The 25,588-nt window shown below is 52.9% G+C and carries 28 protein-coding genes and 1 pseudogene; 8 read left to right on the top strand and 21 right to left on the bottom strand.

The genetic code is table 11. The features are described from left to right. Positions 1-71 precede the first annotated feature (71 nt). A complete protein-coding gene (locus tag OGY17_RS03735; RefSeq protein WP_057067170.1) occupies positions 72-512 on the top strand; it encodes a DUF2756 family protein in 441 nt (146 codons plus the stop codon). Here the strand turns inward: OGY17_RS03735 and ugpQ are convergent. The 11 genes from ugpQ to livK all read right to left on the bottom strand — a co-directional run bounded on the left by ugpQ (position 509) and on the right by livK (position 10,975). Further along, on the bottom strand, positions 509-1,252 hold the full coding sequence (gene ugpQ / locus OGY17_RS03740; RefSeq protein ID WP_003827589.1) for a glycerophosphodiester phosphodiesterase: 744 nt from the start codon (positions 1,250-1,252) through the stop codon (positions 509-511). The two genes, OGY17_RS03735 and ugpQ, sit on opposite strands and share 4 nt — an antisense overlap. Then, positions 1,249-2,319: a sn-glycerol-3-phosphate import ATP-binding protein UgpC gene (locus OGY17_RS03745; RefSeq protein WP_286606430.1), complete on the bottom strand. Its 1,071-nt coding sequence runs from the start codon at positions 2,317-2,319 to the stop codon at positions 1,249-1,251. Before OGY17_RS03745 ends, ugpQ begins: the two co-directional genes overlap by 4 nt. 2 nt (positions 2,320-2,321) lie before the next feature. Next, a complete protein-coding gene (ugpE, locus tag OGY17_RS03750) occupies positions 2,322-3,167 on the bottom strand; it encodes a sn-glycerol-3-phosphate ABC transporter permease UgpE (protein WP_149607346.1) in 846 nt (281 codons plus the stop codon). After that, the gene (ugpA, locus tag OGY17_RS03755) at positions 3,164-4,051 is read right to left on the bottom strand and encodes a sn-glycerol-3-phosphate ABC transporter permease UgpA (protein WP_003837841.1); all 888 of its coding nucleotides are present in this window, start codon (positions 4,049-4,051) and stop codon (positions 3,164-3,166) included. Before ugpA ends, ugpE begins: the two co-directional genes overlap by 4 nt. Positions 4,052-4,161: 110 nt before the next feature. After that, positions 4,162-5,478, bottom strand: a complete 1,317-nt coding sequence (gene ugpB / locus OGY17_RS03760) for a sn-glycerol-3-phosphate ABC transporter substrate-binding protein UgpB (RefSeq protein ID WP_003827583.1) — start codon at positions 5,476-5,478, stop codon at positions 4,162-4,164. A gap of 247 nt (positions 5,479-5,725) precedes the next feature. Then, complete coding sequence (locus OGY17_RS03765; RefSeq protein WP_003827582.1) at positions 5,726-6,007, bottom strand: hypothetical protein; 282 nt, start codon at positions 6,005-6,007, stop codon at positions 5,726-5,728. Between the two features lie 101 nt (positions 6,008-6,108). Further along, positions 6,109-6,822, bottom strand: a complete 714-nt coding sequence (livF, locus tag OGY17_RS03770) for a high-affinity branched-chain amino acid ABC transporter ATP-binding protein LivF (protein ID WP_003827581.1) — start codon at positions 6,820-6,822, stop codon at positions 6,109-6,111. A 17-nt stretch (positions 6,823-6,839) separates the two neighbouring features. Continuing rightward, complete coding sequence (gene livG / locus OGY17_RS03775; RefSeq protein WP_003827578.1) at positions 6,840-7,607, bottom strand: high-affinity branched-chain amino acid ABC transporter ATP-binding protein LivG; 768 nt, start codon at positions 7,605-7,607, stop codon at positions 6,840-6,842. Beyond that, on the bottom strand, positions 7,604-8,881 hold the full coding sequence (livM, locus tag OGY17_RS03780; RefSeq protein WP_048215381.1) for a branched chain amino acid ABC transporter permease LivM: 1,278 nt from the start codon (positions 8,879-8,881) through the stop codon (positions 7,604-7,606). The genes livG and livM overlap by 4 nt, the downstream gene beginning before the upstream one ends. After that, positions 8,878-9,804: a high-affinity branched-chain amino acid ABC transporter permease LivH gene (gene livH, locus OGY17_RS03785; RefSeq protein ID WP_003827575.1), complete on the bottom strand. Its 927-nt coding sequence runs from the start codon at positions 9,802-9,804 to the stop codon at positions 8,878-8,880. The genes livM and livH overlap by 4 nt, the downstream gene beginning before the upstream one ends. 61 nt (positions 9,805-9,865) lie before the next feature. Next, a complete protein-coding gene (gene livK, locus OGY17_RS03790; protein WP_003023433.1) occupies positions 9,866-10,975 on the bottom strand; it encodes a high-affinity branched-chain amino acid ABC transporter substrate-binding protein LivK in 1,110 nt (369 codons plus the stop codon). Between the two features lie 423 nt (positions 10,976-11,398). Between livK and panM the strand changes: the two genes are divergently transcribed. Both panM and OGY17_RS23315 read left to right on the top strand, forming a co-directional pair. Beyond that, the gene (gene panM / locus OGY17_RS03795; RefSeq protein WP_079934385.1) at positions 11,399-11,782 is read left to right on the top strand and encodes an aspartate 1-decarboxylase autocleavage activator PanM; all 384 of its coding nucleotides are present in this window, start codon (positions 11,399-11,401) and stop codon (positions 11,780-11,782) included. Then, a pseudogene (locus OGY17_RS23315) lies at positions 11,767-11,894 on the top strand (hypothetical protein). Before panM ends, OGY17_RS23315 begins: the two are co-directional and overlap by 16 nt. Positions 11,895-11,977: 83 nt before the next feature. Here OGY17_RS23315 and OGY17_RS03800 read toward each other — a convergent pair. The 5 genes from OGY17_RS03800 to ftsY form a co-directional block, all read right to left on the bottom strand. After that, positions 11,978-13,081, bottom strand: coding sequence for a branched-chain amino acid ABC transporter substrate-binding protein (locus OGY17_RS03800; RefSeq protein WP_139157946.1), 1,104 nt, complete (start codon positions 13,079-13,081; stop codon positions 11,978-11,980). A gap of 320 nt (positions 13,082-13,401) precedes the next feature. Further along, on the bottom strand, positions 13,402-14,256 hold the full coding sequence (rpoH, locus tag OGY17_RS03805; RefSeq protein WP_003023425.1) for an RNA polymerase sigma factor RpoH: 855 nt from the start codon (positions 14,254-14,256) through the stop codon (positions 13,402-13,404). Positions 14,257-14,526: 270 nt separating this feature from the next. Continuing rightward, positions 14,527-15,585: a permease-like cell division protein FtsX gene (gene ftsX, locus OGY17_RS03810; protein ID WP_003837835.1), complete on the bottom strand. Its 1,059-nt coding sequence runs from the start codon at positions 15,583-15,585 to the stop codon at positions 14,527-14,529. After that, positions 15,578-16,246 (bottom strand): cell division ATP-binding protein FtsE, encoded by a 669-nt coding sequence (ftsE, locus tag OGY17_RS03815; RefSeq protein WP_003023420.1) that lies wholly within the window; start codon positions 16,244-16,246, stop codon positions 15,578-15,580. Before ftsE ends, ftsX begins: the two co-directional genes overlap by 8 nt. Before the next feature lie 2 nt (positions 16,247-16,248). Further along, positions 16,249-17,775: a signal recognition particle-docking protein FtsY gene (gene ftsY / locus OGY17_RS03820; protein WP_048236959.1), complete on the bottom strand. Its 1,527-nt coding sequence runs from the start codon at positions 17,773-17,775 to the stop codon at positions 16,249-16,251. A gap of 151 nt (positions 17,776-17,926) precedes the next feature. On the opposite strand from ftsY, the gene rsmD reads away from it, so the two are divergent. Both rsmD and OGY17_RS03830 read left to right on the top strand, forming a co-directional pair. Next, positions 17,927-18,523, top strand: coding sequence for a 16S rRNA (guanine(966)-N(2))-methyltransferase (rsmD, locus tag OGY17_RS03825; protein ID WP_003827565.1), 597 nt, complete (start codon positions 17,927-17,929; stop codon positions 18,521-18,523). After that, positions 18,513-18,788, top strand: a complete 276-nt coding sequence (locus OGY17_RS03830; RefSeq protein ID WP_003023415.1) for a DUF1145 family protein — start codon at positions 18,513-18,515, stop codon at positions 18,786-18,788. Before rsmD ends, OGY17_RS03830 begins: the two co-directional genes overlap by 11 nt. 57 nt (positions 18,789-18,845) lie before the next feature. On the opposite strand, the gene OGY17_RS03835 is transcribed toward OGY17_RS03830, so the two are convergent. The 4 genes from OGY17_RS03835 to OGY17_RS03850 all read right to left on the bottom strand — a co-directional run bounded on the left by OGY17_RS03835 (position 18,846) and on the right by OGY17_RS03850 (position 21,322). Further along, positions 18,846-19,373 carry a DUF1240 domain-containing protein gene (locus OGY17_RS03835; protein WP_032945259.1) on the bottom strand — a complete coding sequence of 176 codons (528 nt, stop codon included), beginning with the start codon at positions 19,371-19,373 and terminating at the stop codon, positions 18,846-18,848. Next, entirely contained in the window at positions 19,357-20,238 is an 882-nt protein-coding gene (locus tag OGY17_RS03840; RefSeq protein ID WP_258884040.1) for a hypothetical protein, read from the bottom strand. Before OGY17_RS03840 ends, OGY17_RS03835 begins: the two co-directional genes overlap by 17 nt. Before the next feature lie 6 nt (positions 20,239-20,244). Next, on the bottom strand, positions 20,245-20,724 hold the full coding sequence (locus OGY17_RS03845) for an Hcp family type VI secretion system effector (protein ID WP_008786370.1): 480 nt from the start codon (positions 20,722-20,724) through the stop codon (positions 20,245-20,247). A gap of 238 nt (positions 20,725-20,962) precedes the next feature. Further along, on the bottom strand, positions 20,963-21,322 hold the full coding sequence (locus OGY17_RS03850) for a DUF2500 domain-containing protein (protein ID WP_008786371.1): 360 nt from the start codon (positions 21,320-21,322) through the stop codon (positions 20,963-20,965). 141 nt (positions 21,323-21,463) lie between these two features. On the opposite strand from OGY17_RS03850, the gene OGY17_RS03855 reads away from it, so the two are divergent. Beyond that, positions 21,464-22,090, top strand: a complete 627-nt coding sequence (locus OGY17_RS03855) for a lysoplasmalogenase (protein WP_003827558.1) — start codon at positions 21,464-21,466, stop codon at positions 22,088-22,090. A 74-nt stretch (positions 22,091-22,164) separates the two neighbouring features. After that, entirely contained in the window at positions 22,165-24,363 is a 2,199-nt protein-coding gene (gene zntA, locus OGY17_RS03860) for a Zn(II)/Cd(II)/Pb(II) translocating P-type ATPase ZntA (RefSeq protein ID WP_060682898.1), read from the top strand. Between the two features lie 98 nt (positions 24,364-24,461). Here the strand turns inward: zntA and tusA are convergent, their stop codons facing one another. Beyond that, positions 24,462-24,707, bottom strand: coding sequence for a sulfurtransferase TusA (tusA, locus tag OGY17_RS03865; RefSeq protein ID WP_003827551.1), 246 nt, complete (start codon positions 24,705-24,707; stop codon positions 24,462-24,464). 168 nt (positions 24,708-24,875) lie between these two features. Here tusA and OGY17_RS03870 point away from each other — a divergent pair, with 168 nt between their 5' ends. Beyond that, a complete protein-coding gene (locus OGY17_RS03870) occupies positions 24,876-25,541 on the top strand; it encodes a 7-cyano-7-deazaguanine/7-aminomethyl-7-deazaguanine transporter (RefSeq protein ID WP_003827549.1) in 666 nt (221 codons plus the stop codon). Positions 25,542-25,588 lie beyond the last annotated feature (47 nt).

Raw genomic sequence — 25,588 nt, forward strand, 5'->3', positions numbered from 1 at the left:
ATAACTCTGAAATAATCATCGTAACGGCGAGAAAGGAGTAAACTTAAGAGATCCCCGAGAGGAGAAAAGCGATGAAACGACTCTTACTTTTAGCCATGCTGTTGCCGTTTGCAGGCTTTACACAGCCCATCAACACCATGAATAACCCGAACCAACCCGGTTATCAGATCCCGAGTCAGCAGCGTATGCAAACCCAAATGCAAACGCAGCAAATTCAGCAGAAAGGGATGCTCAACCAACAGTTGCAAACGCAGACGCGTATGCAGCAACAGCATCTGGAAAACCAAATTAACACCAACTCCCAGCGGGTCCTTCAGTCTCAGCCAGGCGAGTTGAATCCCAGCCAGCAGCAAATGCTGCCCAACAGCAACGGTGGGATGTTGAGTGGAACCCGTAACCCGGACAGCTCTCTGAATAAGCAACATATGCTGTCAGAGAAAAAGAACGGCGACATGCTGAAGCCCTCCAGCACGCCGCAGCCTAACGTTCCGTTAAAAACGATTGGGCCTTAAAAAGGTTGGAAATCCGGACCAATCGTATCAATGGCATCGGTACAGATGCAGTCCACGCCCCAGCGCAGCAGTTCCGCCGCGCGCTGGGGTCGGTTGACGGTATATACCAGAATACGTAGCCCCGCATCACGCAGCGCATCCACACGCGCTTCATCCAGCAGTTTGTGATTAAGATGAATAGAGACGCAGCCAAGCCGCGTGGTCAGCTCGCGCCAGTCCTCGCGCCATTCATCAAGCAGCAAGCCTCTCGGCAGTTCAGGTACCGCCTGCTGCGCCGCTTCAAGTGCATCAATTTCAAAGGATGACAATAGTGGCGGCGTCATTCCCGCCCACAGCTCCCGCGCGGCCAGCGCCACGACTTTGCCAGTTAACGTTCCGGTGCCGGTTGTGGGTTTAATTTCAATATTCGCCATCATACCGTGCTGACGGCAGCGCTCGGCCACTTGCGAGAGCAGCGGCAGCGGTTCACCTTTAAACTCACCGCTAAACCAGCCGCCGGCGTCCACGCGCAATAAATCCTGCCAGTTCAGCTCGCCTGCCACGCCCCAGCCGTTGCTGGTTCGCTCCAGGTTGTCATCATGCAGTAAGAAGATCTCACCGTCTTTCGACAATTTAGCGTCAAACTCGATCATGGTATGCCCGTATCGCGCCCCCACGTCGATCGCCGCCAGGGTGTTTTCCGGGGCCAGCTTACCGCCGCCACGATGGGCGACAATATGGGGGTAAGGCCAGTTACTCATACGCGTTGTCCTGTTTCGCCATCAAAAAGATGCAGATGATTTTCCGGCAGATGCAGCCACAGCGTGCTGCCTGCCGTTGGGCGATGCTGATGCGCCAGTCGCACCACCAGCTTTTGCTCGCCCCAGCGTCCGTGTGCCAGGTTATCTGCGCCCAGCATTTCCAGTGTATCAACAACCAACGGCACGCCGCCTTCGGCCTGCGAGCTTAGCGCAATATGCTCTGGGCGGATACCCAACGTCATTTTACGCCCAATAGACTCTCTCGCGCTTCTGCCGATGGGTAGCGTCATGCCGCCCTCCAGTTCAAAATGGGTGCCCGAGGTACTGATGCGCCCGTCCAGCAGGTTCATTGCCGGGCTGCCGATAAAACTCGCCACAAAGCGGCTGGCAGGCTTTTCATACACCTCAACCGGTGTACCTATCTGCTCGGCAATGCCTTTGTTCATCACCATCACCCGTTGGGCGAGGGTCATCGCTTCAACCTGGTCGTGCGTCACGTATAGCGAAGTGGTTTTCAGGCGGCGATGCAGATGTTGTAACTCCAGACGCATCTGTACGCGCAGCTTGGCATCGAGGTTAGAAAGCGGCTCATCGAACAGGAATACCGCTGGGTCGCGCACAATAGCGCGCCCCATCGCTACGCGCTGGCGCTGACCGCCAGAAAGTTCGCGCGGACGACGTTTAAGCAGCTCACCCAGCTCGAGAATACGCGCCGCCTCATTTACCCGCTCAGCAATGTGCTCCTTGCCCATCCCGCGGATTTTCAGCCCCCAGGCCATGTTTTCTTCCACGCTCATATGCGGGTAGAGCGCGTAGTTTTGAAAGACCATCGCAATGCCGCGATCCTTCGGCTCCATCTCGGTGACGCGTTTATTATCAATCCAGATATCGCCACCGCTCACCCGCTCCAGCCCAGCCACCATCCGCAGCAGCGTAGACTTTCCGCAGCCGGATGGGCCAACCATCACGATAAATTCCCCGTCCGCGACGTCCAGCGTCAGCGGTTTAATCACCTGGGTTTTGCCGTCCCAGCTTTTGGTTACTGCCTGTAGTTTTAAACCAGCCATTTTTATTTCTCACTATCGACCAGACCGCGTACGAAGGCACGCTGCATGGCTAACACGATGATTACCGGAGGGATAAGCGTCAGCAGCATGGCAGCCATTACCTGGTTCCACTGCGTGGTGCCTTCACCGGTGGCGATCATGCCTTTGATACCCGCCACCGTAGTGCCCAAATTGACGTCGGTAATAATTAACAACGGCCACAAATACTGGTTCCAGCCGTAGATAAAGGTGATAACGAACAGCGCCGCCAGATTGGTTTTTGACAGTGGTAGTACGATATCGCGGAAAAAACGCATCGGTGACGCACCGTCAATTCGCGCCGCCTCAACCAGCTCATCCGGCAGGGTCATAAAGAACTGTCGGAACAGGAAGGTCGCAGTAGCCGATGCCATCAACGGCAGCGTCAGACCCGCATAGCTGTCGAGCATTTTCAGGTTGGCGATAACCTCCACTGTGGGGAAGATTCGCACCTCAACCGGCAGCATCAGGGTGATAAAAATCATCCAGAAGAACAGGTTGCGCAGCGGAAAACGGAACCAGACGATGGCGAATGCGGAGAGCATGGAGACGGTGATTTTCCCTACCGTAATACTGAACGCCATGATGAAGCTGTTAAGCATCATCAACCAGAACGGCGCGCTGTTGACGCCCACACCGTTGACCCAGATGTATTTCATGTTCTCCAGCAACTGCGTGCCGGGAACCAGCGTCATCGGCGTTTCAAACACCGCTTTGTTGTCCAGCGTCGCCGCAACAAACGCGACGTACAGCGGAAACAGGATCACCATGATCCCCATAATCAACATGGCATGGCTGAATATTGTCAGCCCACGACGGTTCTCAATCATTGGTAACGCACCTTACTTTCCACATAGCGGAACTGCACCACCGTCAAAATAATGACCAGGAACATCAGCACCACCGATTGTGCGGCGGAAGAAGCCAGATCCAACCCGACAAACCCTTCACGGTAGATCTTATAAATCAGCGTGGTCGTCGCCTGCACCGGCCCACCCGCCGTGGCGGCATCAATAACCGGGAAGGTATCAAAGAAGGCATAAACCAGATTCACCACCAGCAGAAAGAAGCTGACCGGGGCTATCAACGGCAGCGCCAGCTTAAAGAAGCGGCGAACCGGCCCTGCGCCATCAATCGCAGCAGCTTCGATCAGCGATCGCGGGATAGACTGCAGTGCGGCAAAGAAGAACAGGAAGTTGTAACTAATCTGCTTCCAGACCGACGCGAACACCACCAGAAACATTGCCTGACCGCTGTTTTGCGCATGGTTCCAGTCATAGCCAAACTCACCGAGAAAATGGGTAATCAGCCCACGTCCTGGGTTAAACAGGAAGATCCACAATACGGCGGCGACGGCGGGCGCAACGGCATAAGGCAACAACATCAGCGTCTGGTAAAAACGGCTGCCGCGCACCACGTAATTCACCAGCGCCGCAAAAAATAACGACACCAGCAGACCGCTTACCGTGACTAACGTACTGAACTTAATGGTGGTCCAGAATGAGTCGAGGTAGTACGGGTCATGAAACAGCGCGACAAAGTTTTCCAGTCCGACAAACTGGCTGGAAAGACCAAACGGATCAACGGATTGTAGCGAGTACCACAGCGCTTCACCGGCGGGCCAGATAAAGAAAATAACGGTGATAACCAGCTGCGGAGCTACCAACAAATAGGGAAGCCAACGCGAGCGGAATACCGGACGGGATGAAGACATGTAGGTTCTTTTCCTGGAAGGTGCCGGATGGCGGTGCAAGCACCTTATCCGGCCTACAAACTACGAACTTGTAGGCCTGATAAGCGCAGCGCCATCAGGCACTTATACACTTAAGACTTGGTCGATTGCTCAAAGCGGCGCAGTAACTGATTGCCACGCTCAACGGCGGCATCCAGTGCCTGCTGCGGGGTTTTCTTCCCGGTCCAGACGCTTTCCAACTCTTCATCCACAATAGTGCGGATCTGCGGCATATTGCCCAAACGCAGCCCTTTGGTGAACGGCAACGGCGGCTTGTTCAGCATCTGGCGGGTGGCAATATCAGCCCCAGGGTTCTTCTCATAGAAGCCCTGCTCACGGGTCAGGTCGTAGGCAGCGGTGGTGATCGGCAGATAGCCGGTCTTCTGGTGCCATTCGGCAGCAATTTCAGGCTTCGCCAGGAAGTTGAGGAACTGCGCCACGCCTTCGTAGGTTGCTTTGTCTTTGCCCTGCATCACCCACAGGCTGGCCCCACCGATAATCGCATTCTGCGGCGCGCCCTTCACATCGGCATCGTACGGCATCATCCCGACGCCATAATTGAATTTAGCGTAGTGGCGGATGTCGGCCAGCGAACCGGAAGAGGCGGTGGTAATGGCACAATCCCCGTTGTAGAACTTCTCAGTGGATTCGTCCTTACGCCCGAAGTAGCTGAAATCCCCTTTTTTGTTCAACTCTTCCAGCAGAGCGATGTGTTTCACCTGTTCCGGTTTATTGAACTCCAGCACCGCGTCAGTACCGTCAAAGCCATTGTTTTTGGTTGCTACCGGCAGACCGTTCCAGGCGCTGAAGTTTTCAATCTGAATCCATCCCTGCCAGCCGCTGGCGTAACCGCACTTCATACCTGCGGCTTTCAGCTTCGCGGTGTACTCCGCCAGATCCTGCCAGGTTTTAGGCGGCTGCTCAGGGTCTAAACCGGCTTTTTTGAAGGCATCTTTGTTGTAGTACAGCACCGGAGTGGAGCTGTTAAACGGCTGGGAGAGCAAGTGTCCGCTTTTAGAGTCGGTGTAGTAACCGGAAACGGTCGGTACGAACTGAGACTCATCGAAGTTAATGCCAGCCTCTTTGAATACTTCATAGACCGGTTTAATGGCTTTTGAGGCCATCATGGTTGCCGTACCCACTTCATAAACCTGCAGCAGCGCAGGCGCGTTTCCGGTACGGAAAGCAGCAATTCCTGCACTCAGGCTCTGCTCGTAGTTGCCTTTGTACTGCGGAACAATTTTGTAGTCGGGATTGGCTGCATTAAAACGTTGCGCCAGTGAATCAACTTCTTTACCCAGTTCGCCTTCCATTGAGTGCCAGAACGGGATAGTGGTGACCGCCAGTGCCTGACCTGCAAATGCCAGGCTAAGTGCCAGTCCTAAAGCTGTATGTCGTAACGATATCATCGGTTATCTCTCTTGTTGTGCCGGATGCGCGATATCACGCGTTTTATGCTCGCGGGGGTAACATGACATGCTCGAATGACAGAAAAATAACTTTTTTATTACAAAAAAAAGATAGTAAGGCGACAAACAGATGGCAAGGCGGTGAAAGCGTAGTGACAGGAAAATGCGGGGTGGTGCACAACAAAGCCGGATATCGCTATACCTTCTCCGGCCTGGATGGCGTTATCTGCTGCTCCAGCAAGGAAGATTAATCCCGACGCCAGCGTCGCTCATATTCATTCTGTAAACGCTGCTGCTCTCGCCGCTCACGTTCACGTTGGATATCCGATTTATCATCATCCCAGCCTGGGCATACCGAGCTGGTAAACACTTCGCAGGGCGAGTCGGATTGCGCTAACGGGTTGTCCGGTTTCTCTTCCCAGATAGCGGGATCGCGCGGGTCAAACGCTGGCGGTGTTGAGGCCTGGGTGGTTAGTGAAAGCGTCAAAAACAAACTGCCAATCATCATGCAGGTACCTGAACGAATCATCCTTTCTCCATGTTCATTTTTATTATTGATAACTATTCTCAATAATAACATAGAGCAATAAAAAGGGGCCACAGCGGGCCCCTTGTCTATTCAGATAATGATTAACCGCCCAGATACGCACTACGCACCGCTTCGTTAGCCAGTAACGCATCACCGGTGTCTTCCAGCACCACATGACCGTTTTCCAGCACGTAGCCGCGATCGGCGAGCTTCAGCGCCTGGTTGGCGTTCTGTTCGACGAGGAAGATGGTCATCCCCTGCTCGCGCAGTTGTTCGATAGTATTAAAAATCTGCTGGATGATAATCGGCGCCAGACCCAGCGACGGTTCATCAAGCAGCAGCAGCCTCGGCTGGCTCATCAGTGCACGGCCTATCGCCAGCATCTGCTGTTCACCGCCGGACATCGTTCCCGCACGCTGAATACGACGCTCATGCAGACGGGGAAACAGGTCATACACCCATTTGATGCGTTCCTGAAACTGGTCCTTTTCGGCAAAGAAGCCACCCATCGCCAGGTTCTCTTCCACCGTCATGCGGGAAAACACGCGACGCCCTTCCGGCACAATCGCTACCGCTTCGCGCATGATTTTCGCCGTCTGCCAGTCGGTAATGTCTTTACCATCAAAGACGATTCTCCCGCTGGTCGCTCGCGGGTCGCCACACAATGTGCCGAGCAGCGTGGTTTTTCCCGCGCCGTTAGCACCAATCAGAGTAACGATTTCACCCTGGTTGATATACAAGCTGACGTCGTGCAGCGCCTGTATCTTGCCGTAGTGGGCGTTGACTTTGTCGAACGATAACATCGCCTTATCCATATTAATCCTCGCCCCCATTATGCTTCACCTAAATAGGCGCGGATAACATCCGGGTTATTACGAATCTGTTCCGGCGTCCCATTTGCCAGCGGCGTGCCCTGGTTCACCACGTAAATACGGTCGGAAATCCCCATCACCAGCTTCATGTCGTGCTCAATCAACAAAATGGTGGTGTTGTGATGGTTACGCAGTTCAGCAATCAGCTCGTCCAGCTCTTTGGTCTCTTTCGGGTTGAGTCCAGCAGCGGGTTCGTCGAGCATCAGGATTTCCGGCTGGGTCACCATGCAGCGGGCAATTTCCAGACGGCGCTGGTCGCCATAGGCCAGGTTACTGGCCTGACGGTTGGCATGCTCCAGCAAGCCAATACGCGCAAGCCAGGTGGCCGCGCGATCCAACGCTTCACTCTGCGCGCGACGGAACGACGGGGTTTTCAACAGGCCGGAGAAGACGCCGGTTTTCAGTTGCTGATGTTGCGCCACCAACAGGTTTTCAATCACCGTCATTTCGCGAAACAGACGCACGTGCTGAAAAGTACGCACCACGCCCATACGCGCGATTTGCTGACCCGGCAGCCCTTCCAGGTGCTGGTCGCGCAGCTTAATCGTCCCACCGGTCGGCTTATAAAAACCGGTCAGACAGTTAAAGACCGTGGTTTTCCCCGCACCGTTCGGGCCGATTAACGAGACAATCTCCTGCGGTCGCAGTTCCAGTTCAACGTTGTTTACCGCCAGCAGACCGCCGAAGCGCATCATCAGGCCGTTAACGGATAATAATGGCTGACTCATGCCTGCTCTCCTTTTGCTTCCCCGTTTTTCAGCTTCAACTGTGGACGGGTCATCGGCAACAAGCCCTGCGGACGCCAGATCATCATCAGTACCATTAAACCACCCAGCATTAACATGCTGTATTCGTTGAAATCACGCATCAGCTCGCGTGACACCACCAGCAGGATAGCTGCGAGGATCACCGCAAACTGTGAGCCCATTCCGCCCAGTACCACAATCGCCAGCACAAAGGCCGACTCGGCAAAGGTGAAGGATTCCGGGCTGACGAAGCCCTGGCGCGCGGCAAACAGCGTACCGGCAAAACCGGCAAACGCGGCGCTGATGGTAAAGGCTGTCAGCTTGATGCGCGTAGGGTTTAAGCCCAGCGAGCGACAGGCAATTTCATCTTCACGCAGCGCTTCCCACGCACGACCCAGCGGCATACGCAGCAAACGGTTAATAACAAACAGCGAGAAGACCACCAGCAGCAGCGCCACCAGATAGAGGAAAATGACGCGGTCAGACGGATCGTACTTGACGTTAAAGAAGTTGCTGAAGGTATCCCAGCCGCCTTCACGGGCGGTACGGCTGAACTCCAGACCGAAAAAGGTCGGTTTCGGGATCTGGCTAATACCGTTTGGACCGCCGGTTACTTCGGTGTTGTTGAGCAGCAGGATGCGGACGATTTCGCCGAAGCCTAAGGTCACAATCGCCAGATAATCACCGCGCAGGCGCAGTACCGGGAAGCCGAGCAGGAAGCCCGCAGCAGCGGAAACCAGTCCCGCCAGCGGCAGGCAGGTCCAGAAGCCCAGACCGTAGTAGTGGTTCAGCAGCGCGAAGGTGTAAGCGCCGATGGCATAAAAGCCGCCGTAGCCCAGCACCAGCAGGCCCGAAAGTCCTACCACCACGTTTAAGCCGAGGCCGAGGATGATATAAATCATCGTCAGCGTGGCGATATCCACCGTACCGCGTGACACCATAAACGGCCACGCCACGGCAATCACCAGCAGCGCCACCAGGAACAGCTTCTGTTTAACGGTGGAGCCATCAATCGCCGGCAGAATAAACTTTGGTCCGGAGACGCTCTTCAGGCCTTTCTGGAAGGCTGGACGCAGCAGTTGGAAAAGAAAGACCACGCCAGTGCCGATAAACACCCACTGCCAGCGGATATCCGCGGCGGTATCGACTACCAGCTTGGTACCGTCCAGCTCTAACTGAACGCCCATAAAGACGCCCGCCAGGACGAAGAACATAGCGGCAGAGAGCAGCGCCATTGCAAAATGCATCGGTTTCATACTTTCTCTACCTCCGGGCGACCCAGAATACCGGTCGGCATCACCAGCAGCACCAGAATCAGCAGCGCGAATGAAACGACGTCTTTGTATTCGGTACTCAGATAAGCAGAGGAGAGCGCTTCCGCAACGCCCAGAATCAGGCCGCCGATCATCGCCCCTGGAATGCTGCCGATGCCGCCCAGTACCGCCGCGGTAAAGGCCTTCATCCCGGCCATAAAGCCGATGTATGGGTTAATTACGCCATAGAACTGACCGAGCAGCACGCCCGCTACCGCCGCCATTGCCGCACCAATCACAAAGGTCAACGCAATCACGCGATCGGTGTTAATGCCGAGCAGGCTGGCCATCTTCAGGTCTTCGGCACAGGCACGGCAGGCGCGGCCCATACGGGAGTAACGGATAAACAGCGTCAGCGCCAGCATTGCCAGGAAGGTTACGATCCAGATAACCAACTGCATGGTGGTGATGGAAGCAGAGAAGTTATCGCTACTGCCGACAGTCCACTGGCCATTAAACAGGCTGGGCAGCGCCACGTCGCGCGAACCTTCCGTCAGGCTGACGTAGTTTTGCAGGAAGATGGACATCCCGATAGCGGAAATCAGCGCGATCAGGCGCTTGGAGCTGCGCACGGGCCGATACGCCACGCGTTCAATGCTCCAGCCGTAGGCGCTGGCAATGACAATCGCGCCGACGAAGCCCGCCGCGACCAGTAGCCAGCTGGAATCGATGCCCATCATCATTAGCGCTGCGATGATCATAAAGGAGACATAGCTGCCGATCATATACACCTCGCCGTGGGCGAAGTTGATCATGCCGATAATGCCGTACACCATCGTGTAACCGATGGCGATCAGCGCGTAGGTGCTTCCCAGCGTGACGCCGTTAAACATCTGCTGCAAGAAATAGAGGAACTGCTCGGACATAAGGTAACCTTTTTAAACCCGCCCGTTTTGCACGGGCGGTGGGATAACTCGTCTTCAGGTATTACTTCGCGACGGTCGAAGAACCGTCTGCATGCCACTGGAAGACACCAAACTCAAATCCCTTCAAATCGCCTTTTTCATCCCATTTCAGCGGCCCAATCACGGTATCAGCCCCGTGTGCTTTCAGATCTTTCACCAGGTCCAGCGGCTCTTTACTACCGCTGCGATCCATTGCTGTCGCCAATGACTGGACGGCTGCATAAGTGATCCACACGTATGGTCCGGTTGGATCTTTCTTGTCAGCTTTGAGCGCATCGACGATAGCCTTATTCGCCGGATCCTGGTCATAGCGTTTTGGCATGGTTACCAGCATGCCTTCAGCAGCATCACCGGCGATGTTAGACAGCGACGCATTGCCGACGCCCTCAGGTCCCATAAACTGGGTTTTCAGTCCGACGGAACGCGCCTGGCGCAGCATTTGCCCCATTTCCGGGTAGTAGCCGCCGTAATAAACAAAGTCGATATTTTCTTTTTTCAGGCGAGCGATCAGCGCAGAAAAATCTTTTTCCCCGGCGGTGATACCGTCAAAGAAAACGATGTTGGCTTTGCCCGCTTTCAGGCTGTCCTGCACCGAACGCGCCAGACCTTCACCGTATTGCTGTTTATCGTGAATGATGGCGATACGCTGTGGCTTCACCTTCTCCAGAATGTATTTCGCGGCAGTCGGCCCCTGAGAGGAGTCCAGACCCGCTGTACGCATAATGTGAGCGTAACCGCGCTGGGTCAGTTCCGGGTTTGTGGCACCCGGAGAAATCATCAGAATGCCTTCATCTTCATAGATATCTGATGCGGGCTGCGTGGAAGATGAGCACAGATGTCCAATAACGTACTGAATACCGTCATTGACGATTTTGTTCGCTACCGCAACGGCCTGTTTCGGATCGCAGGCGTCGTCATATTCCACAGCAACCAGTTTGTCGCCTTTGACCCCGCCTTTGGCATTGATATCTTTAATGGCCTGACGTGCGCCATTAAATTCCATATCGCCCCACTGCGCGACCGGACCTGACATCGCGCCGACAACAGCGACCTTGATATCTTCCGCCATGACCGCGTGTGACATTGCCAGTGCTATCACCCCTGCGATGATTGTTTTCGCATTCCGTTTCATTACCTGAATCCCCATTCGTGACGTAATTAATATTTTGTATTTATGTGGTTAAAAAGCAGTCTGTGCTTTTTTTGAACTACACTATTTTTACCAGTCTCATTAATGGTTTAGCGCAGTTTTTTAAGCAAAATCAGGCTAAAATCTCTATTTTTCAGTCGATTAAGAAAAGATAATATTCTGCTTTTCACTATAGATAAACAAAAAAAAGCACGTTTGTCAGCATAAAATAACGGTACAAAGAGCCGAATAAAATGCTGCATTCCAGGGTATTATTCTGCCTGTTTTTCAATCTCTACGGTTTCAAACTGTCATTACCGTTGTTACAAAATTATTAATCTGGTTATTCACATAAAAAAGAGAAAGCATCCGGGCGAATTATTTCGGTACACTCATTCCATCTTTTGTGATTTGGACATGCTGTTAATGAAGCTGACCATCGTTCGTTTAGATAGCTTTAGCGACCAGGACCAGATTGATCTGGGCAAAATCTGGCCGGAATATTCCGCCTCATCGTTAAGCGTAGATGAAACGCACCGGATCTACGCCGCACGCTTTAACGAGCGTCTGTTAGGCGCAGTTCGCGTAACCCTGAGCGGCACGCAAGGTGCATTAGATTCATTGCGCGTACGCGATATCACCCGCCGTCGCGGCGTCGGGCAGTATTTGATCGAAGAAGTCATCCGGGAAAACCCTGACGTGAGTTCATGGTGGATGGCCGACGTCGGCGTTGAAGACCGCAGCGTGATGGCCGCGTTTATGCAGGCGTTAGGGTTTACAGCCCAGGAGAATGGCTGGGAAAAAAGATAAAAAAGCCGGATGGCGCTGACGCTTATCCGGCCTACATGCTGGGAGCAAAAAATAAAAAACCATCTCGCAATTTTCCAAGAATTTCACGTTGCAGGAAGGCGGCAAGTTTTGAAGTCCCCGGGAGCTTACATAAGTAAGTGACCGGGGTTGAATAACGTAGCCAACGCATCTGCAGCGCGAAAGGCGCCAGGAAAATTATTTGGCGTCGGTCGCCGTCCCGTTTGCATGCCAGTCAAACACGCCGAATTCGAAGCCTTTCAGATCGCCCTTCGCATCCCATGACAGCGGCCCCATTACGGTTTCCACTGAGTTTGCTTTCAGGTATTTGGCAATTTCAGCCGGATCGTCAGACTGGTTCAGACCGGCCTGCAAGGATTGCAGCGCGGCGTAAGTGGTCCATACGAATGCACCGCTCGGATCCTGTTTCTTGGCTTTGATCGCGTCCACAATCGGTTTGTTCGCCGGAACCTGATCGTAGTTCTTCGGTTTCGTTACCAGTAAGCCTTCTGCAGACTCACCCGCGATGTTAGACAGCGACACGTTCGCTACCCCTTCTGGTCCCATAAACTGGGTTTTCAGACCTGCGGCACGAGACTGACGCAGGATCTGCCCCATTTCCGGGTGATAACCACCGTAGTAAACGAAATCGATATTCTCTTTCTTCAGACGCGCCACCAGCGTAGAGAAATCTTTCTCGCCAGCGGTGATCCCGTCGAAGAACACCACGTCAGCGTTGGCTTTCTTGAGGTTGTCCTGCACGGAACGCGCCAGGCCTTCACCGTACTGTTGTTTGTCGTGAACGATCGCAATGCGCTTCGGCTTCACTTTTTCAACGATATATTTGGCAGCGGTTGGTCCCTGATCGGAATCCAGACCGGTGGTACGCATCACCAGGTTATAACCGCGCGCGGTCAGCTCCGGCGCCGTTGCCGCTGGGGTGATCATCAGAATGCCTTCGTCTTCATAGATATCTGACGCAGGCTGAGTGGAAGACGAGCACAGGTGGCCGATAACATATTTAATCCCGTCGTTGACCACTTTGTTAGCTACCGCTACCGCTTGTTTCGGGTCACAGGCATCGTCATATTTCACCATGACCAGTTTGTCGCCTTTCACGCCGCCTTTGGCGTTGATATCTGCAATCGCCTGCTCTGCGCCAGTAAATTCCTGATCGCCATACTGCGCTACCGGACCGGACATCGCGCCGACGACGGCAACTTTAATATCCTTAGCAAACGCCATATTGCTCAAAGACAGGGCGATACATCCTGCCAATAACGCTTTACCCTTCATATTCATCCTGACAATCCCCATTATTGTGGTTATTACGTGTGTTGTGATGTTGTTGTTCAGCACTTTATTTCGATTATTGGATAGCCACCCGTGCTTTAGCAGCATACTCTGCTAAAACATACCCGATTTTTATTATTTTGGAATAGCTAAATTTACATCCAGATAACAAATTCGTATCTGGGGAGGAGAGGAAAGGTCGTAGGCCCGATAAGCAAAGCGCCATCGGGCAAAGGTGTTGCCGGATGGCAGCGTAAACGCCTTATCCGGCCTACAAAAAACAAAACCCCCGAATTCACATTCGAGGGTTCATTGGCAATGCGCGAAGATTACGCTTCGATCGCCGCGCGCAGTTTTTTCATGGCGTTCTTTTCAAGCTGACGAACACGTTCAGCGGAAACGCCGTAGCGATCGGCCAGTTCCTGCAACGTCGACTTGTTGTCTTCGTCCAGCCAACGGGCACGAATAATGTCCTGGCTACGCTCGTCCAGACCTTCCATTGCGTGGGTCAGTTTGTTCGCGGCCTGATCTTCCCAGTTATCTTCTTCAATGCCGTCGGCAAAGTTAGAAGATTTATCCTGCAGATACAGCACCGGGGCCATCGGCTGGCTGTCAGACTCATCGTCTGAAGACATGTCAAACGTCATGTCCTGTGCCGCCATACGGGATTCCATTTCGCGCACGTCTTTGCTGGAAACACCCAGCTCGCGAGCAACCATTTCAACTTCGTCCTGGTTAAACCAGCCCAGACGCTGCTTGGTTTTACGCAGATTAAAGAATAGCTTACGCTGTGCTTTGGTGGTCGCAACTTTAACGATACGCCAGTTACGCAGAACGTATTCGTGGATCTCAGCTTTGATCCAATGCACGGCGAAGGAAACCAGGCGCACACCCACTTCCGGGTTGAAACGGCGCACAGCTTTCATCAGGCCGATATTACCTTCCTGAATCAGATCCGCCTGCGGCAGGCCATAGCCCGCATAATTACGAGCAACATGAACAACAAAGCGCAGGTGAGACAGGATCAGCGTTTTAGCTGCTTCCAGATCGCCCTGGTAATGCAGCTTTTCAGCCAGTGCCCGCTCCTCGTCAGCCGACAACATCGGCCACGCGTTCGCAGCCCGGATGTAAGATTCCAGGTTACCAACAGGGGCTAAAGCTAAATTTTGCATTTCTTTGGTCATTCAAATCCTCTCAATCTTTTCATCTGGCGCATTGGCTTAAAACTAATTAACAAAAACCAGTAGCAACAACCATGCCAGAGCTTATGAGCAACGAGAATATCATTCAATCTTTTATCAGACAGTGATTTTATCCACAAGTTCCATGTCGTAATGTGTATAGATTACGCACAAAATGTGACATCACAATGAATACGCCGGGAAGAGATCACAGGGACTCTTTCCCTGCAGAGCGAACTACTCAGTGCAGGGAAAGATTATACCAGAGATTTTTTAATCGGGGGTAAAGTGGCGTAAATGTTGAACCGTGGCAAGCCAGGCCGCCACCCAGCCAATCATTGAGCACACCAGCAGCAATAACAGGCACTCGTCGAATGATAAGCCATTGATATCAAACTTGGTTCCAAATACCTGTGCCACCTCAGTCACCGCTGACGACAGACGCATCACCAAAATTTCTGACAAAATCAGTGAAAGAAATGCACCGGAAAAACCGAGCAGTGCACCGCCGTAGAGGAACGGACGCAGGATAAATCCATCCGTCGCGCCAATCAGTTTTTGCACGTTAATGGTATCGCGTCGCGCAAAAATACTCAGACGCACGCTGTTACCGATGACGAGGAAGACCGCCGCCACCATCAGCACGCCGATCATCGCGGAAACGCGCCCGACAAGGCCCGTCAGCGCCGCCAGGCGAGCGAACCAGCTGTCATCCATTCGCACTTCATCAATACCGTTGATTTGTGCGATGCGGTCACGCAGCGTGTTCAGCGACTCCGTCCCCTGGAAGTCCAGTTTCGGGATAACAACCGCCACGGCCGGAAGCGGGTTCTCTTCCAGCATATCCAGCGCGCCGCCAAAGCCAGACCAGTTGCGGAATTCACCCAGCGCGTCGTCACGGGAAAGATAATTCACTTTCTCCACGCCCTGCTCGGCCTGCAACTGACCAACCACCCGCGCCGCCGCATCATCATCCAGCGTTTTTTGCAGGTAAACGGTGATCTGCGGAGACGGATAATACTGGCTTGCCGCATGGTTTACGTTCTTATAAACCATGTAGCACACGCTTGGCAGCGTCAGGGAGATGGCAATGACCATCACCGTCAGAAACGTCGCCAGCGGCTTGCTTTTCAGGTCCTGTAACGCGCCCTGAAACGCATAACGTACCTGCTCGTTAAAGACATTAGTTTTACGCGAGTTCGGCTTTGGCGCGGCTTTCGCACGCTTTGGCGCGTTGCGACCGCCGTCACCCGGCGCACCGCCCGATTTACGAAAGCGATCCAGTCGGCCACCGAACTGTTTGATTTGGTTAATAGCGTCACGTCTATTCATGCGCCAGGCCTCCATGCAGATGTCCATCGCTCAGAACCATTTGGCGATAGGAGCGACGGGAGATCAGGCCAATATCGTGCGTGGCCATTAATACCGTGACCCCGACGCGGTTAAACTCTTCGAACAGGCGAAGGATCCCTTCTGACAGTGCGTCATCCAGGTTCCCCGTTGGTTCATCCGCCAGCAGCACCGCAGGTTTGTTCACCACCGCACGGGCGATGCCGACGCGTTGTTGTTCACCGCCGGAGAGCTGAATCGGGAAGTTTTTCGCTTTGTCCAACAGCCCGACCTTATCCAGCGCCGCTGACACGCGACGACGAATATCGTCCCCGCTGGCACCCGCGATGATCAGCGGGATTGCCACATTGTCAAACACGGTTCTGTCCATCAACAGGTGGTGATCCTGAAAAATCATGCCAATCTGACGACGCAGAAACGGCACTTCACGGTTTTTCAAACGGCTGATGTCATGCCCGCTAAAGTAGATTTTCCCGGCGCTGGGCCGTTCAATTCCACAAATCAGCTTCAGCAGGGTACTTTTCCCCGCGCCGGAGTGGCCGGTCAGAAACGCCATCTCGCCAGGCTGCATATGGAAGGTCACTCCCTGCAGCGCTTGTCTCCCACCGAGATAGGCCTTGCTGACATGTTCAAAGCGAATCATTGTTAATCCTCTCGGGCAAAAAGTGCCTCTATAAAATCGTCCGCTTTAAACGGACGTAAATCCTCGATACGTTCGCCCACACCGATATAGCGGATAGGGATGCCAAACTGATCGGCTACCGAGAAGATAACCCCGCCCTTCGCCGTACCGTCCAGCTTGGTCAGGGTGATACCGGTTAAGCCCACCGCTTCATGGAACAGTTTGGCCTGGCTTATCGCATTCTGCCCGGTGCTGGCGTCGATAGTCAGCATAACTTCATGCGGCGCATCTTCGTCCAGCTTCTTCATGACGCGAACGATTTTTTTCAATTCTTCCATCAGGTGCGATTTATTCTGCAAACGCCCTGCGGTATCAGCGATCAGCACGTCTACGTTACGCGCCTTCGCCGCCTGGATGGCATCAAAGATGACGGACGCGGAATCCGCGCCAGTATGCTGAGCAATCACCGGGATGTTGTTACGCTGACCCCAAACCTGCAGCTGTTCTACTGCCGCCGCACGGAAAGTATCACCTGCCGCCAGCATTACCGATTTACCCTGCTGCTCAAACTGACGCGCCAGCTTACCAATAGTGGTGGTTTTACCCACGCCGTTGACGCCAACCATTAAGATAACAAATGGTGTTTTGCCATCAACGTTCAGCGGTTCGTCAACCTTCGCCAGAATCTCGCCCATCTCTTCTTTCAACAGACCGTACAGCGCTTCCGCATCTTTAAGCTGCTTACGGCTGGCGCCTTCCGTCAGATTCGCAATGATCTTGCGGGTCGTTTCTACACCCACATCAGCGATCAGCAGCTGCTCTTCCAGCTCTTCAAACAGATCATCGTCGATTTTTTTACCACGGAACAGACTGATAAATCCGGAACCGAGGTTTTCTTTTGTTTTCAGCAGGCTGCGTTTCAGACGCGCAAAGAAACCTTCTTTGGTTGGTTTTTCCTGCTCCTGGACCACCTCTTCTTCTACCGGTTCTTCTACAGCAGGTTCTTCTACCGGCACCACCATAACCGCTTCTTTAGCAGCCTCAGCGGCCAGCGCCTGTGCTTCCAGCTCTTCGTCGGTCAGTTGCGGTTCGTTTTCAGCTTCTTCTTCAGCCGCCTCAACGATTTCCACGGTTTCCGCTTCGGCCTGCCATTCTTCGGCAGAAACTTCTTCAGTTTTCACCTCTTCCGGCAGCGGCAATTCTTCGCGTTCGATAACCACCGCTGCTGGCGTTTCCACTACAGTTTCAGCAACGGGTTCAGCAACCGGCTCAATCTCCGGCTGCGCTTGTTCGGCGACAGGTTCTTCTTCCGGCTGCAGTTTTTCGATTTCCGCAACCTGTTCAGTTACTTCAACGACTTCAGCTGCAAAGGCTTGCGTTTCAGCCTCGCTACGGGTTTCCTCGACGTGCGGCTGTTCGTCAACGACGGTAGTTTCTTCAGCAACCGGTTGTTGTTCTTCATTTTTTACTTCTGTCTCGTTTTCCGGTGCCTGCTCTTTTTGACCAAAGCCCAGCCAGGAAAAAAAGCCACGTTTTTTCTCTTTCGCCATTTGCGACTACACTCCCCCGCTGTTGCTTCATGGCACAGCGTCAACGCTATGTACATAGCAGCTAAAAAAATGATGAAATAGTCTATCACTTAACTTAACTCACATCACCGCCTGGAATGACATGCTATAGGCGGATTGAGCAATAATAGAAATGAAAAAACCGAATCACTCTGGTAGCGGCCAGATCCGCATTATTGGCGGGCAATGGCGTGGCCGTAAACTCCCGGTTCCGGACAGCCCCGGCTTACGTCCGACCACCGACCGTGTGCGCGAAACGTTGTTTAACTGGCTGGCCCCGGTAATGGTCGATGCTCACTGTCTGGACTGCTTCGCCGGCAGCGGCGCGCTGGGGCTGGAAGCCCTCTCTCGCTATGCGGCAAATGCGACGCTTCTGGAGATGGATCGCGCGGTATCTCAGCAGCTACAAAAGAATCTCGCCACGCTAAAAGCCTCCCATGCCCGCGTCGTCAATACCAATACGCTGACATTTTTGGCTCAGGCAGGTACGCCGCATAACGTGGTATTTGTTGACCCGCCGTTTCGCAAAGGATTACTGGAAGAAACATTAACTCTTCTGGAAACTCATGGCTGGCTGGCAAATGAAGCGTATATTTACGTTGAAAGCGAAGTAGAAAACGGCTTACCGCCGGTTCCGGTGAACTGGTCGCTATACCGTGAGAAAGTCGCCGGACAGGTCGCCTATCGCCTGTACCAACGTGAAGCACGAGGAGAACACGATGCTGATTAACCTGGGACGCCTGCTGATGCTGTGCGTCTGGGCATTTTTACTACTGAATATTTTCCAACCCTTTCCACGCCCGCTCAACATCTTCGTTAACGTCGCACTGATATTTATGGTGCTGATGCATGGCATGCAGCTGGCGCTGCTAAAAAGCACCATGCCTAAAGATGGCCCGCAGATGACCAACGGAGAGAAAATCCGTATTTTTCTGTTCGGCGTCTTTGAGCTACTGGTGTGGCAGAAGAAGATTAAAGATCAGTTGAAGAAGTAGCTGTGATCTTTTCGCCCGGCGGCACGTTGCGGGCCGGGCTGGGCCTGCAACTCACCATCACGGTGGTAATATACCGTCCAGTTGATCTTTCAGTTTTGGAATATCTTTACTGGCTCTTGTTTTCCGCAGGTGTTTCACCTGTTCGCAAATCTCTTCGGTCCGGGTGTAATAGGTGCCAGACGTCGGGCCTGGACGCTCACATAAAACATAGTTAGTACCAAGAGGATAAAAAATAACAATAAAAGAGAGGATAGTACCAATAACAAATCCTACCCCCGCGACGTGGAAAACAATGGTAAATGTCCTGTCGAAGAATTTTGGCGGCTGCATGCTTTTCGCAAAAGCCAGATAGGCAGTGCCCAAAGTAAAGCAACCCGTCACCGGAATCATGAAAAACATGCAAAATGAACCCCAGAAAAAGTAGACGATGCTTCTGGATTCAATGAGATCGGTGAGATCCGGTACGCTGGCAATATACTCCACCCAAGTCCCCCCCCCAAAAATGAATATACAGAGAAATAAGTTGCATCTCTTCTTAATATTCACCAGATTAATATTATGCTTCATGTCAATAATTTCCGCCATAAAGGGAGCTTCTGTACCCCAGCCGTTGGATGTTCCTCTCTTCGATTCTTTGCCGTTCTTTAAGTCCCTCACGAATACACGCTATCAGTTTGTCTGATAGCTCATATTTGTTGTCCACTTCATTCAGAGACCAGGTAATAATAAAACCTAATACAACGACACCGACAATTTCTCCCCAAACCGGAACGGCGGCGCTAGAGAACAATAGAGGTACAGCTAACCCAAGAGTACTACCCACTGATTGCGAGACAAAAACACTTACAATCACCTTCGCCACATCCATCGTCACGTTTCCCAGCAATGCGGCAACGTCATGCTCGGATTTAAAGGCCAACTCAATCAACCGCCAGCATGCGGAAAACCAGATACAGAATTTGGCCCCTGACATTATGCCATTTCGAAACCCGGCGCTGCCAATGCCCACTTCAAGTACTTTAGGATGATTTATCCGGTAACGGGTTCCGTTAAGAATGCGCCGCAGAGAAGGGTAGCCCGTAATCTTCACATACAGCTTTCCCTGATAAGCATATTGCGTTGCTTTAATCCCAAGGCCTTTTAAAGTGAAGACAATCTTTCCGGCCTGTTGATAAGAAAAAAGCTTCGACAGCTTTTTAGTCGCATCAGCCGCATCTTTGATATTACCTGCATAATTGGTCGAAAAACTGACAGATTTGCTGCCCAGCAAATCATCAATCACGCCCTGCGCCTCTTCAAGCGTTAGCAGCATAATGTGTTGTGTATTGCTATTCAGATTATTTTTCAGCGTTCTGATTTCGTTCTCAATACACTGATTACGTTGCCAGTTATTTCCTCTAAGAATATCTTCACGGTGATTTCCTATCCAGTCATAATACCTTTCCATCATTATTCCTTAATAAATTCGCTCATCCCAAAGGCTGTATGCACTGGTTCCCGCCATAATGTGATCCCAGGTAATTGACTCATAGGAAAGCTCAATGACTTCTTCTGGCTGACCCGCACTGTCATCGATAGTATGAGGCACCTGTAAATGGATGCTGGATATTCTGGCATTGATAAGTTTTATCGCGTAATAACACTCATTTAAACCCGCAGGACTCGTGCGATAGAAGCTAAATTCACAGTTCAATGTTTCATTGTCAGTTATGGCTTTCCCTAATAACGGCGAGGATTTATCTACTGGCTTTATAAACGTCAAACATTGATGGTTCACATTTTGTACCCGACTCATGCCATGATTCACTGTCATGACCATTATCTGATCACGGTGGGCCGTTTGTGATTTATTTCCTATCGAATTTACCGATGCACAGCCAGCAGAAATCAATCCCTGCGCCTGCCCATTCAAGGTCAACCACATTGTATTCGCCATTTCAATTCCTTAGCCATTTAAATTACATGTTTATATTCATGCGACAACGTTGGAATAATAGGATAGTGAAAGGCGGATAGCAGAATAGTGATACAATCGATATTTTAGTCACACAAAAAAACATAATGCCAACGTTATTTTCACAGAAGAATAGATAATAACTATATTTGAATAGTGTTATATATTTCAGTTGAATTTATTATCGGCACTGGCAAGATAAATACAGTGCCGATCGGCTTTATTGCCCATGCGTAAAATCAACAAATCGCGAACCTTTGTAACTCAGCGTGCCTTTATCCCCGACCGTTAACGCGTGGTACTGCTGGGCATCCAGACGAAACGTCTGCTCCATCCCCCCGTTTTGTGGCTTAAAGCTGGCTTCATAGCGCATGCTGGTTCCTGCCGGGCTTACTTCCTGCTGACGGGATCGCCGATCGTTTAGCGGTTTTTCCCGTTTGTTACTTACCACCACCTGCTTTTGCACCAGCGGCGCCGCATCATTATCGGCTTTTTCTCGCCGCTGCTGAACAAAGCGAAACGACGCAGCGATAACGATTAAGACAATGATAACAATGAAAAAAAGTGGTGGTTTGCTCATATTATTAACCCATCAGAAAATGCGGAAATAAGCATACATCGCCTGTTATGGTGTTGTCATCTGGCTGTGTCGACCTCTACACTGGACAGTAGAGCCGTGAGCACCCCGCTTACGAAAAAATAACGAATTCAAGGAACTAAGATGCTTTGGTCGTTTATCGCTGTCTGTCTTTCCGCATGGTTGTTCGTGGATGCTTCCTATCGTGGACCTGCCTGGCAACGCTGGGTCTTTAAGCCCCTGACGTTACTCCTGCTGGCACTGCTGGCCTGGCAGGCGCCAATGTTTAACGCTATCAGCTATCTGGTGCTGGCTGGCCTGCTTGCCTCGCTGCTGGGCGATGCGCTGACGCTGTTACCGCGCCAACGCCTGCTGTACGCCGTGGGGGCATTCTTCCTGTCGCATCTGCTGTATACCATCTACTTCGCCAGCCAAATGACGCTGTCGTTCTTCTGGCCTTTGCCGTTGGTGCTGGTAGTGCTGGGGGCGTTGCTGATCGCCGTGATCTGGACGCGTCTGGAAGAGCTGCGTGTCGCTATCTGCACCTTTATCGGCATCACGCTGATGATGGTCTGGATGGCCGGTGAACTGTGGTTCTTTCGACCGACCGCCCCGGCGCTGTCGGCATTTATGGGCGCATCCCTCCTGTTCATCGGCAACATTGTCTGGCTGGGTAGCCATTACCGTCGCCGCTTCCGCGCTGATAACGCCATTGCCGCCGCCTGCTACTTCGCCGGACATTTCCTGATTGTTCGTTCGTTGTATCTTTAAAACGCTTGACTCTGGAGTCGACTCCAGAGTGTATCCTCCGGTTAATACGAAATGATTATCAACCGGAGGATGCCATGTCGACACCCGATACCCGTGGCAAAAAAGTCCCACAATTCTCTTCTTTCAAGCCAGCGCCTGCACCACAAAAGGCGGATGACTGCTGCTGCGAAGGAAGCTGCTCCACTACACCAACCGTATCCGATACCGTAATAGGTACCCGCTATTCCTGGAAAGTGGCAGGCATGGACTGCGCAGCTTGCGCCCGCAAAGTAGAGAATGCGGTCCGCCAGGTCAGCGGCGTCAACCAGGTCCAGGTTCTGTTCGCCACTGAAAAACTGGTGGTCGATGCCGGTTCCGATATCCGCCAGCAAGTTGAAAACGCGGTGCAAAAAGCAGGCTATACCCTGCGCGATGAGCACGCGACGGACGCCGCACCCGAGTCACGTTTTAAAGAAAACCTGCCGCTGATTTCGCTGATTATTATGATGGCGATTAGCTGGGGGCTGGAGCAGTTCAATCATCCCTTCGGTCAGATAGCGTTTATCGCCACCACGCTGGTCGGCCTGTATCCCATTGCCCGTCAGGCCCTGCGTCTGATGAAAACCGGCAGCTACTTTGCCATTGAAACGTTGATGAGCGTCGCCGCCATTGGCGCACTGTTTATCGGCGCGACGGCGGAAGCCGCTATGGTGCTGCTGCTGTTTTTAATTGGCGAGCGTCTGGAAGGTTGGGCCGCCAGCCGCGCCCGTAAAGGGGTCAGCGCTCTGATGGCGCTCAAACCGGAAACCGCCACACGCTTGCGTAACGGCGAACGCGAAGAGGTGGCTATCAATACCCTCCGGCCTGGCGATGTTATTGAAGTTGCCGCGGGTGGGCGTTTACCTGCCGACGGCAAACTGGTCTCCGGCTTTGCCAGCTTTGATGAGAGCGCCCTGACCGGCGAATCGATCCCGGTTGAACGCGCCACCGGCGAGAAAGTCCCGGCGGGTGCCACCAGCGTGGATCGTCTGGTAACGCTGGAAGTGCTCTCAGAACCGGGTGCCAGCGCGATTGACCGTATTCTGAAGCTGATTGAAGAAGCGGAAGAACGCCGCGCTCCCATTGAGCGCTTCATTGACCGTTTCAGCCGAATTTATACCCCAGCTATTATGGCGGTTGCGCTGCTGGTCACCCTCGTGCCGCCACTGCTGTTTGCTGCATCCTGGCAGGAGTGGATTTACAAAGGGCTGACGCTGTTGCTGATTGGCTGTCCTTGCGCTCTGGTGATTTCAACGCCCGCAGCCATTACCTCTGGTCTGGCCGCCGCGGCACGTCGTGGGGCGTTAATCAAAGGCGGAGCCGCGCTGGAACAGTTGGGTAGAGTCACTCAGGTGGCGTTTGATAAAACCGGCACCCTGACCGTCGGTAAACCACGCGTCACGGCGATTCATCCGGCAAGCGGTATTGGTGAGGCTGAACTGCTGGCACTGGCGGCAGCGGTAGAGCAAGGCGCGACACACCCGCTGGCACAAGCGATTGTCCGAGAAGCACAAACGCGCGAGCTGACTATTCCTGTCGCAAAAGAGCAACGGGCGCTGGTTGGCTCTGGAATTGAAGCGCTGGTCAACGGCGAACGCGTACTGATTTGCGCCGCTGGTAAGCAGCCTGCCGATGCCTTTGCCGGGCAGATTAGCGAGCTGGAAAGCGCGGGCCAAACGGTGGTGTTGGTGCTGCGTAACGATACTGTACTCGGCGTACTGGCCCTACAAGACACGCTGCGCGATGACGCTCGCAGCGCCATCAGCGAGCTTAATCAGATTGGCGTGAAAGGCGTGATCCTGACCGGTGATAACCCGCGTGCGGCCGCCGCCATTGCCGGTGAACTGGGCCTCGAATTCAAAGCGGGACTCTTGCCGGAAGATAAGGTGCAGGCCGTTACCCATCTTAACCAACAGTCGCCGCTGGCGATGGTCGGCGACGGCATCAACGACGCTCCGGCAATGAAAGCGGCCACAATTGGTATTGCGATGGGAAGCGGGACCGACGTCGCGCTGGAGACCGCCGATGCCGCTCTGACCCACAACCGTCTGCGTGGTCTGGTGCAAATGATTCAGCTGGCGCGGGCCACCCACGCCAATATTCGCCAGAACATTGCGATTGCGCTGGGTCTGAAGGGGATTTTCCTCGTCACCACGCTGCTCGGGATAACCGGACTGTGGCTGGCGGTGCTGGCGGATACGGGGGCGACGGTGCTGGTGACCGCGAACGCGCTGCGGTTGTTGCGTAAAGGGTAGTGCCTGTTTCTCGCCTGATGGCGCTTCGCTTATCAGGCCTACAGGTTACTCAGTCTTTATAGGCCGGAGAAGCGTTAGCGCCATCCGGCATAACAAGATTACTGGCCTTTGCGCACCAGATAGCGGTACGGCAGCGAGTCGGTCTCTTTGGCCACCAGCTCATGTTCCATAAAGGTACAGAAGCCAGGAATATCGCGGGTTGTTGCCGGATCGTCGGCGACAATCAGCAGCGTTTCACCGGCCTGCATGCCGCGTACGGTTTTACGTACCATCATTACCGGTTCCGGGCAGCGCAGCCCCTGGGCATCAAGAGTATGGTCGGGGGAAGTAAACAGGTCGCTCATCGTCGTCTCATTCATACAAAAACGGCGTTATTTTACGCTCTGTTGTGGCGTAAGCCAATCAGGTTAACGATTGCGTGAAAAACAACCATTGCAATGTGCTCTTAAAGCAGTATCATGCGACGGTTTTTTATTGGGTTCCCTCACCCCATCCAACAAAAAGGTCACAATATGACTCCGTTTACACAAACTCAGCGCGTAAAAGCGTTGTTCTGGCTATCGCTATTTCATCTGCTGGTGATCACCTCCAGCAACTATCTGGTGCAGCTTCCAATCTCCATTTTTGGTTTCCATACCACATGGGGCGCGTTTAGCTTTCCGTTTATTTTCCTCGCGACCGACCTGACCGTGCGTATTTTTGGCGCGCCGCTGGCTCGACGTATCATCTTTGCGGTTATGATCCCCGCGCTGCTGATCTCCTATGTCGTTTCATCACTGTTCTATATGGGATCGTGGCAAGGATTCGGCGCACTGCTGCACTTTAACCTGTTTGTCGCCCGTATCGCCGCCGCCAGCTTTATGGCCTACGCGCTGGGACAAATTCTGGATGTGCATGTCTTTAACCGCCTGCGTCAGAACCGTCGCTGGTGGCTGGCACCGACGGCGTCCACGCTGTTTGGCAATATCAGCGATACGTTGGCCTTCTTCTTTATCGCTTTCTGGCGTAGCCCGGATGCCTTTATGGCCGAGCACTGGATGGAAATCGCACTGGTCGATTACTGCTTCAAAGTGCTGATCAGCATTATTTTCTTCCTGCCAATGTATGGCGTGTTGCTGAATATGTTACTGAAAAGGCTGGCAGATAAATCTGAAATCTCTGCATTGCAGACGAGTTAAAGGTTCATTTTCCGAGTTGTGATAAGATGGACGAATGAGCCGTTATG

The sequence above is a fragment of the Citrobacter sp. Cpo126 genome, assembly GCF_030332445.1.
GTDB lineage: Bacteria > Pseudomonadota > Gammaproteobacteria > Enterobacterales > Enterobacteriaceae > Citrobacter > Citrobacter portucalensis.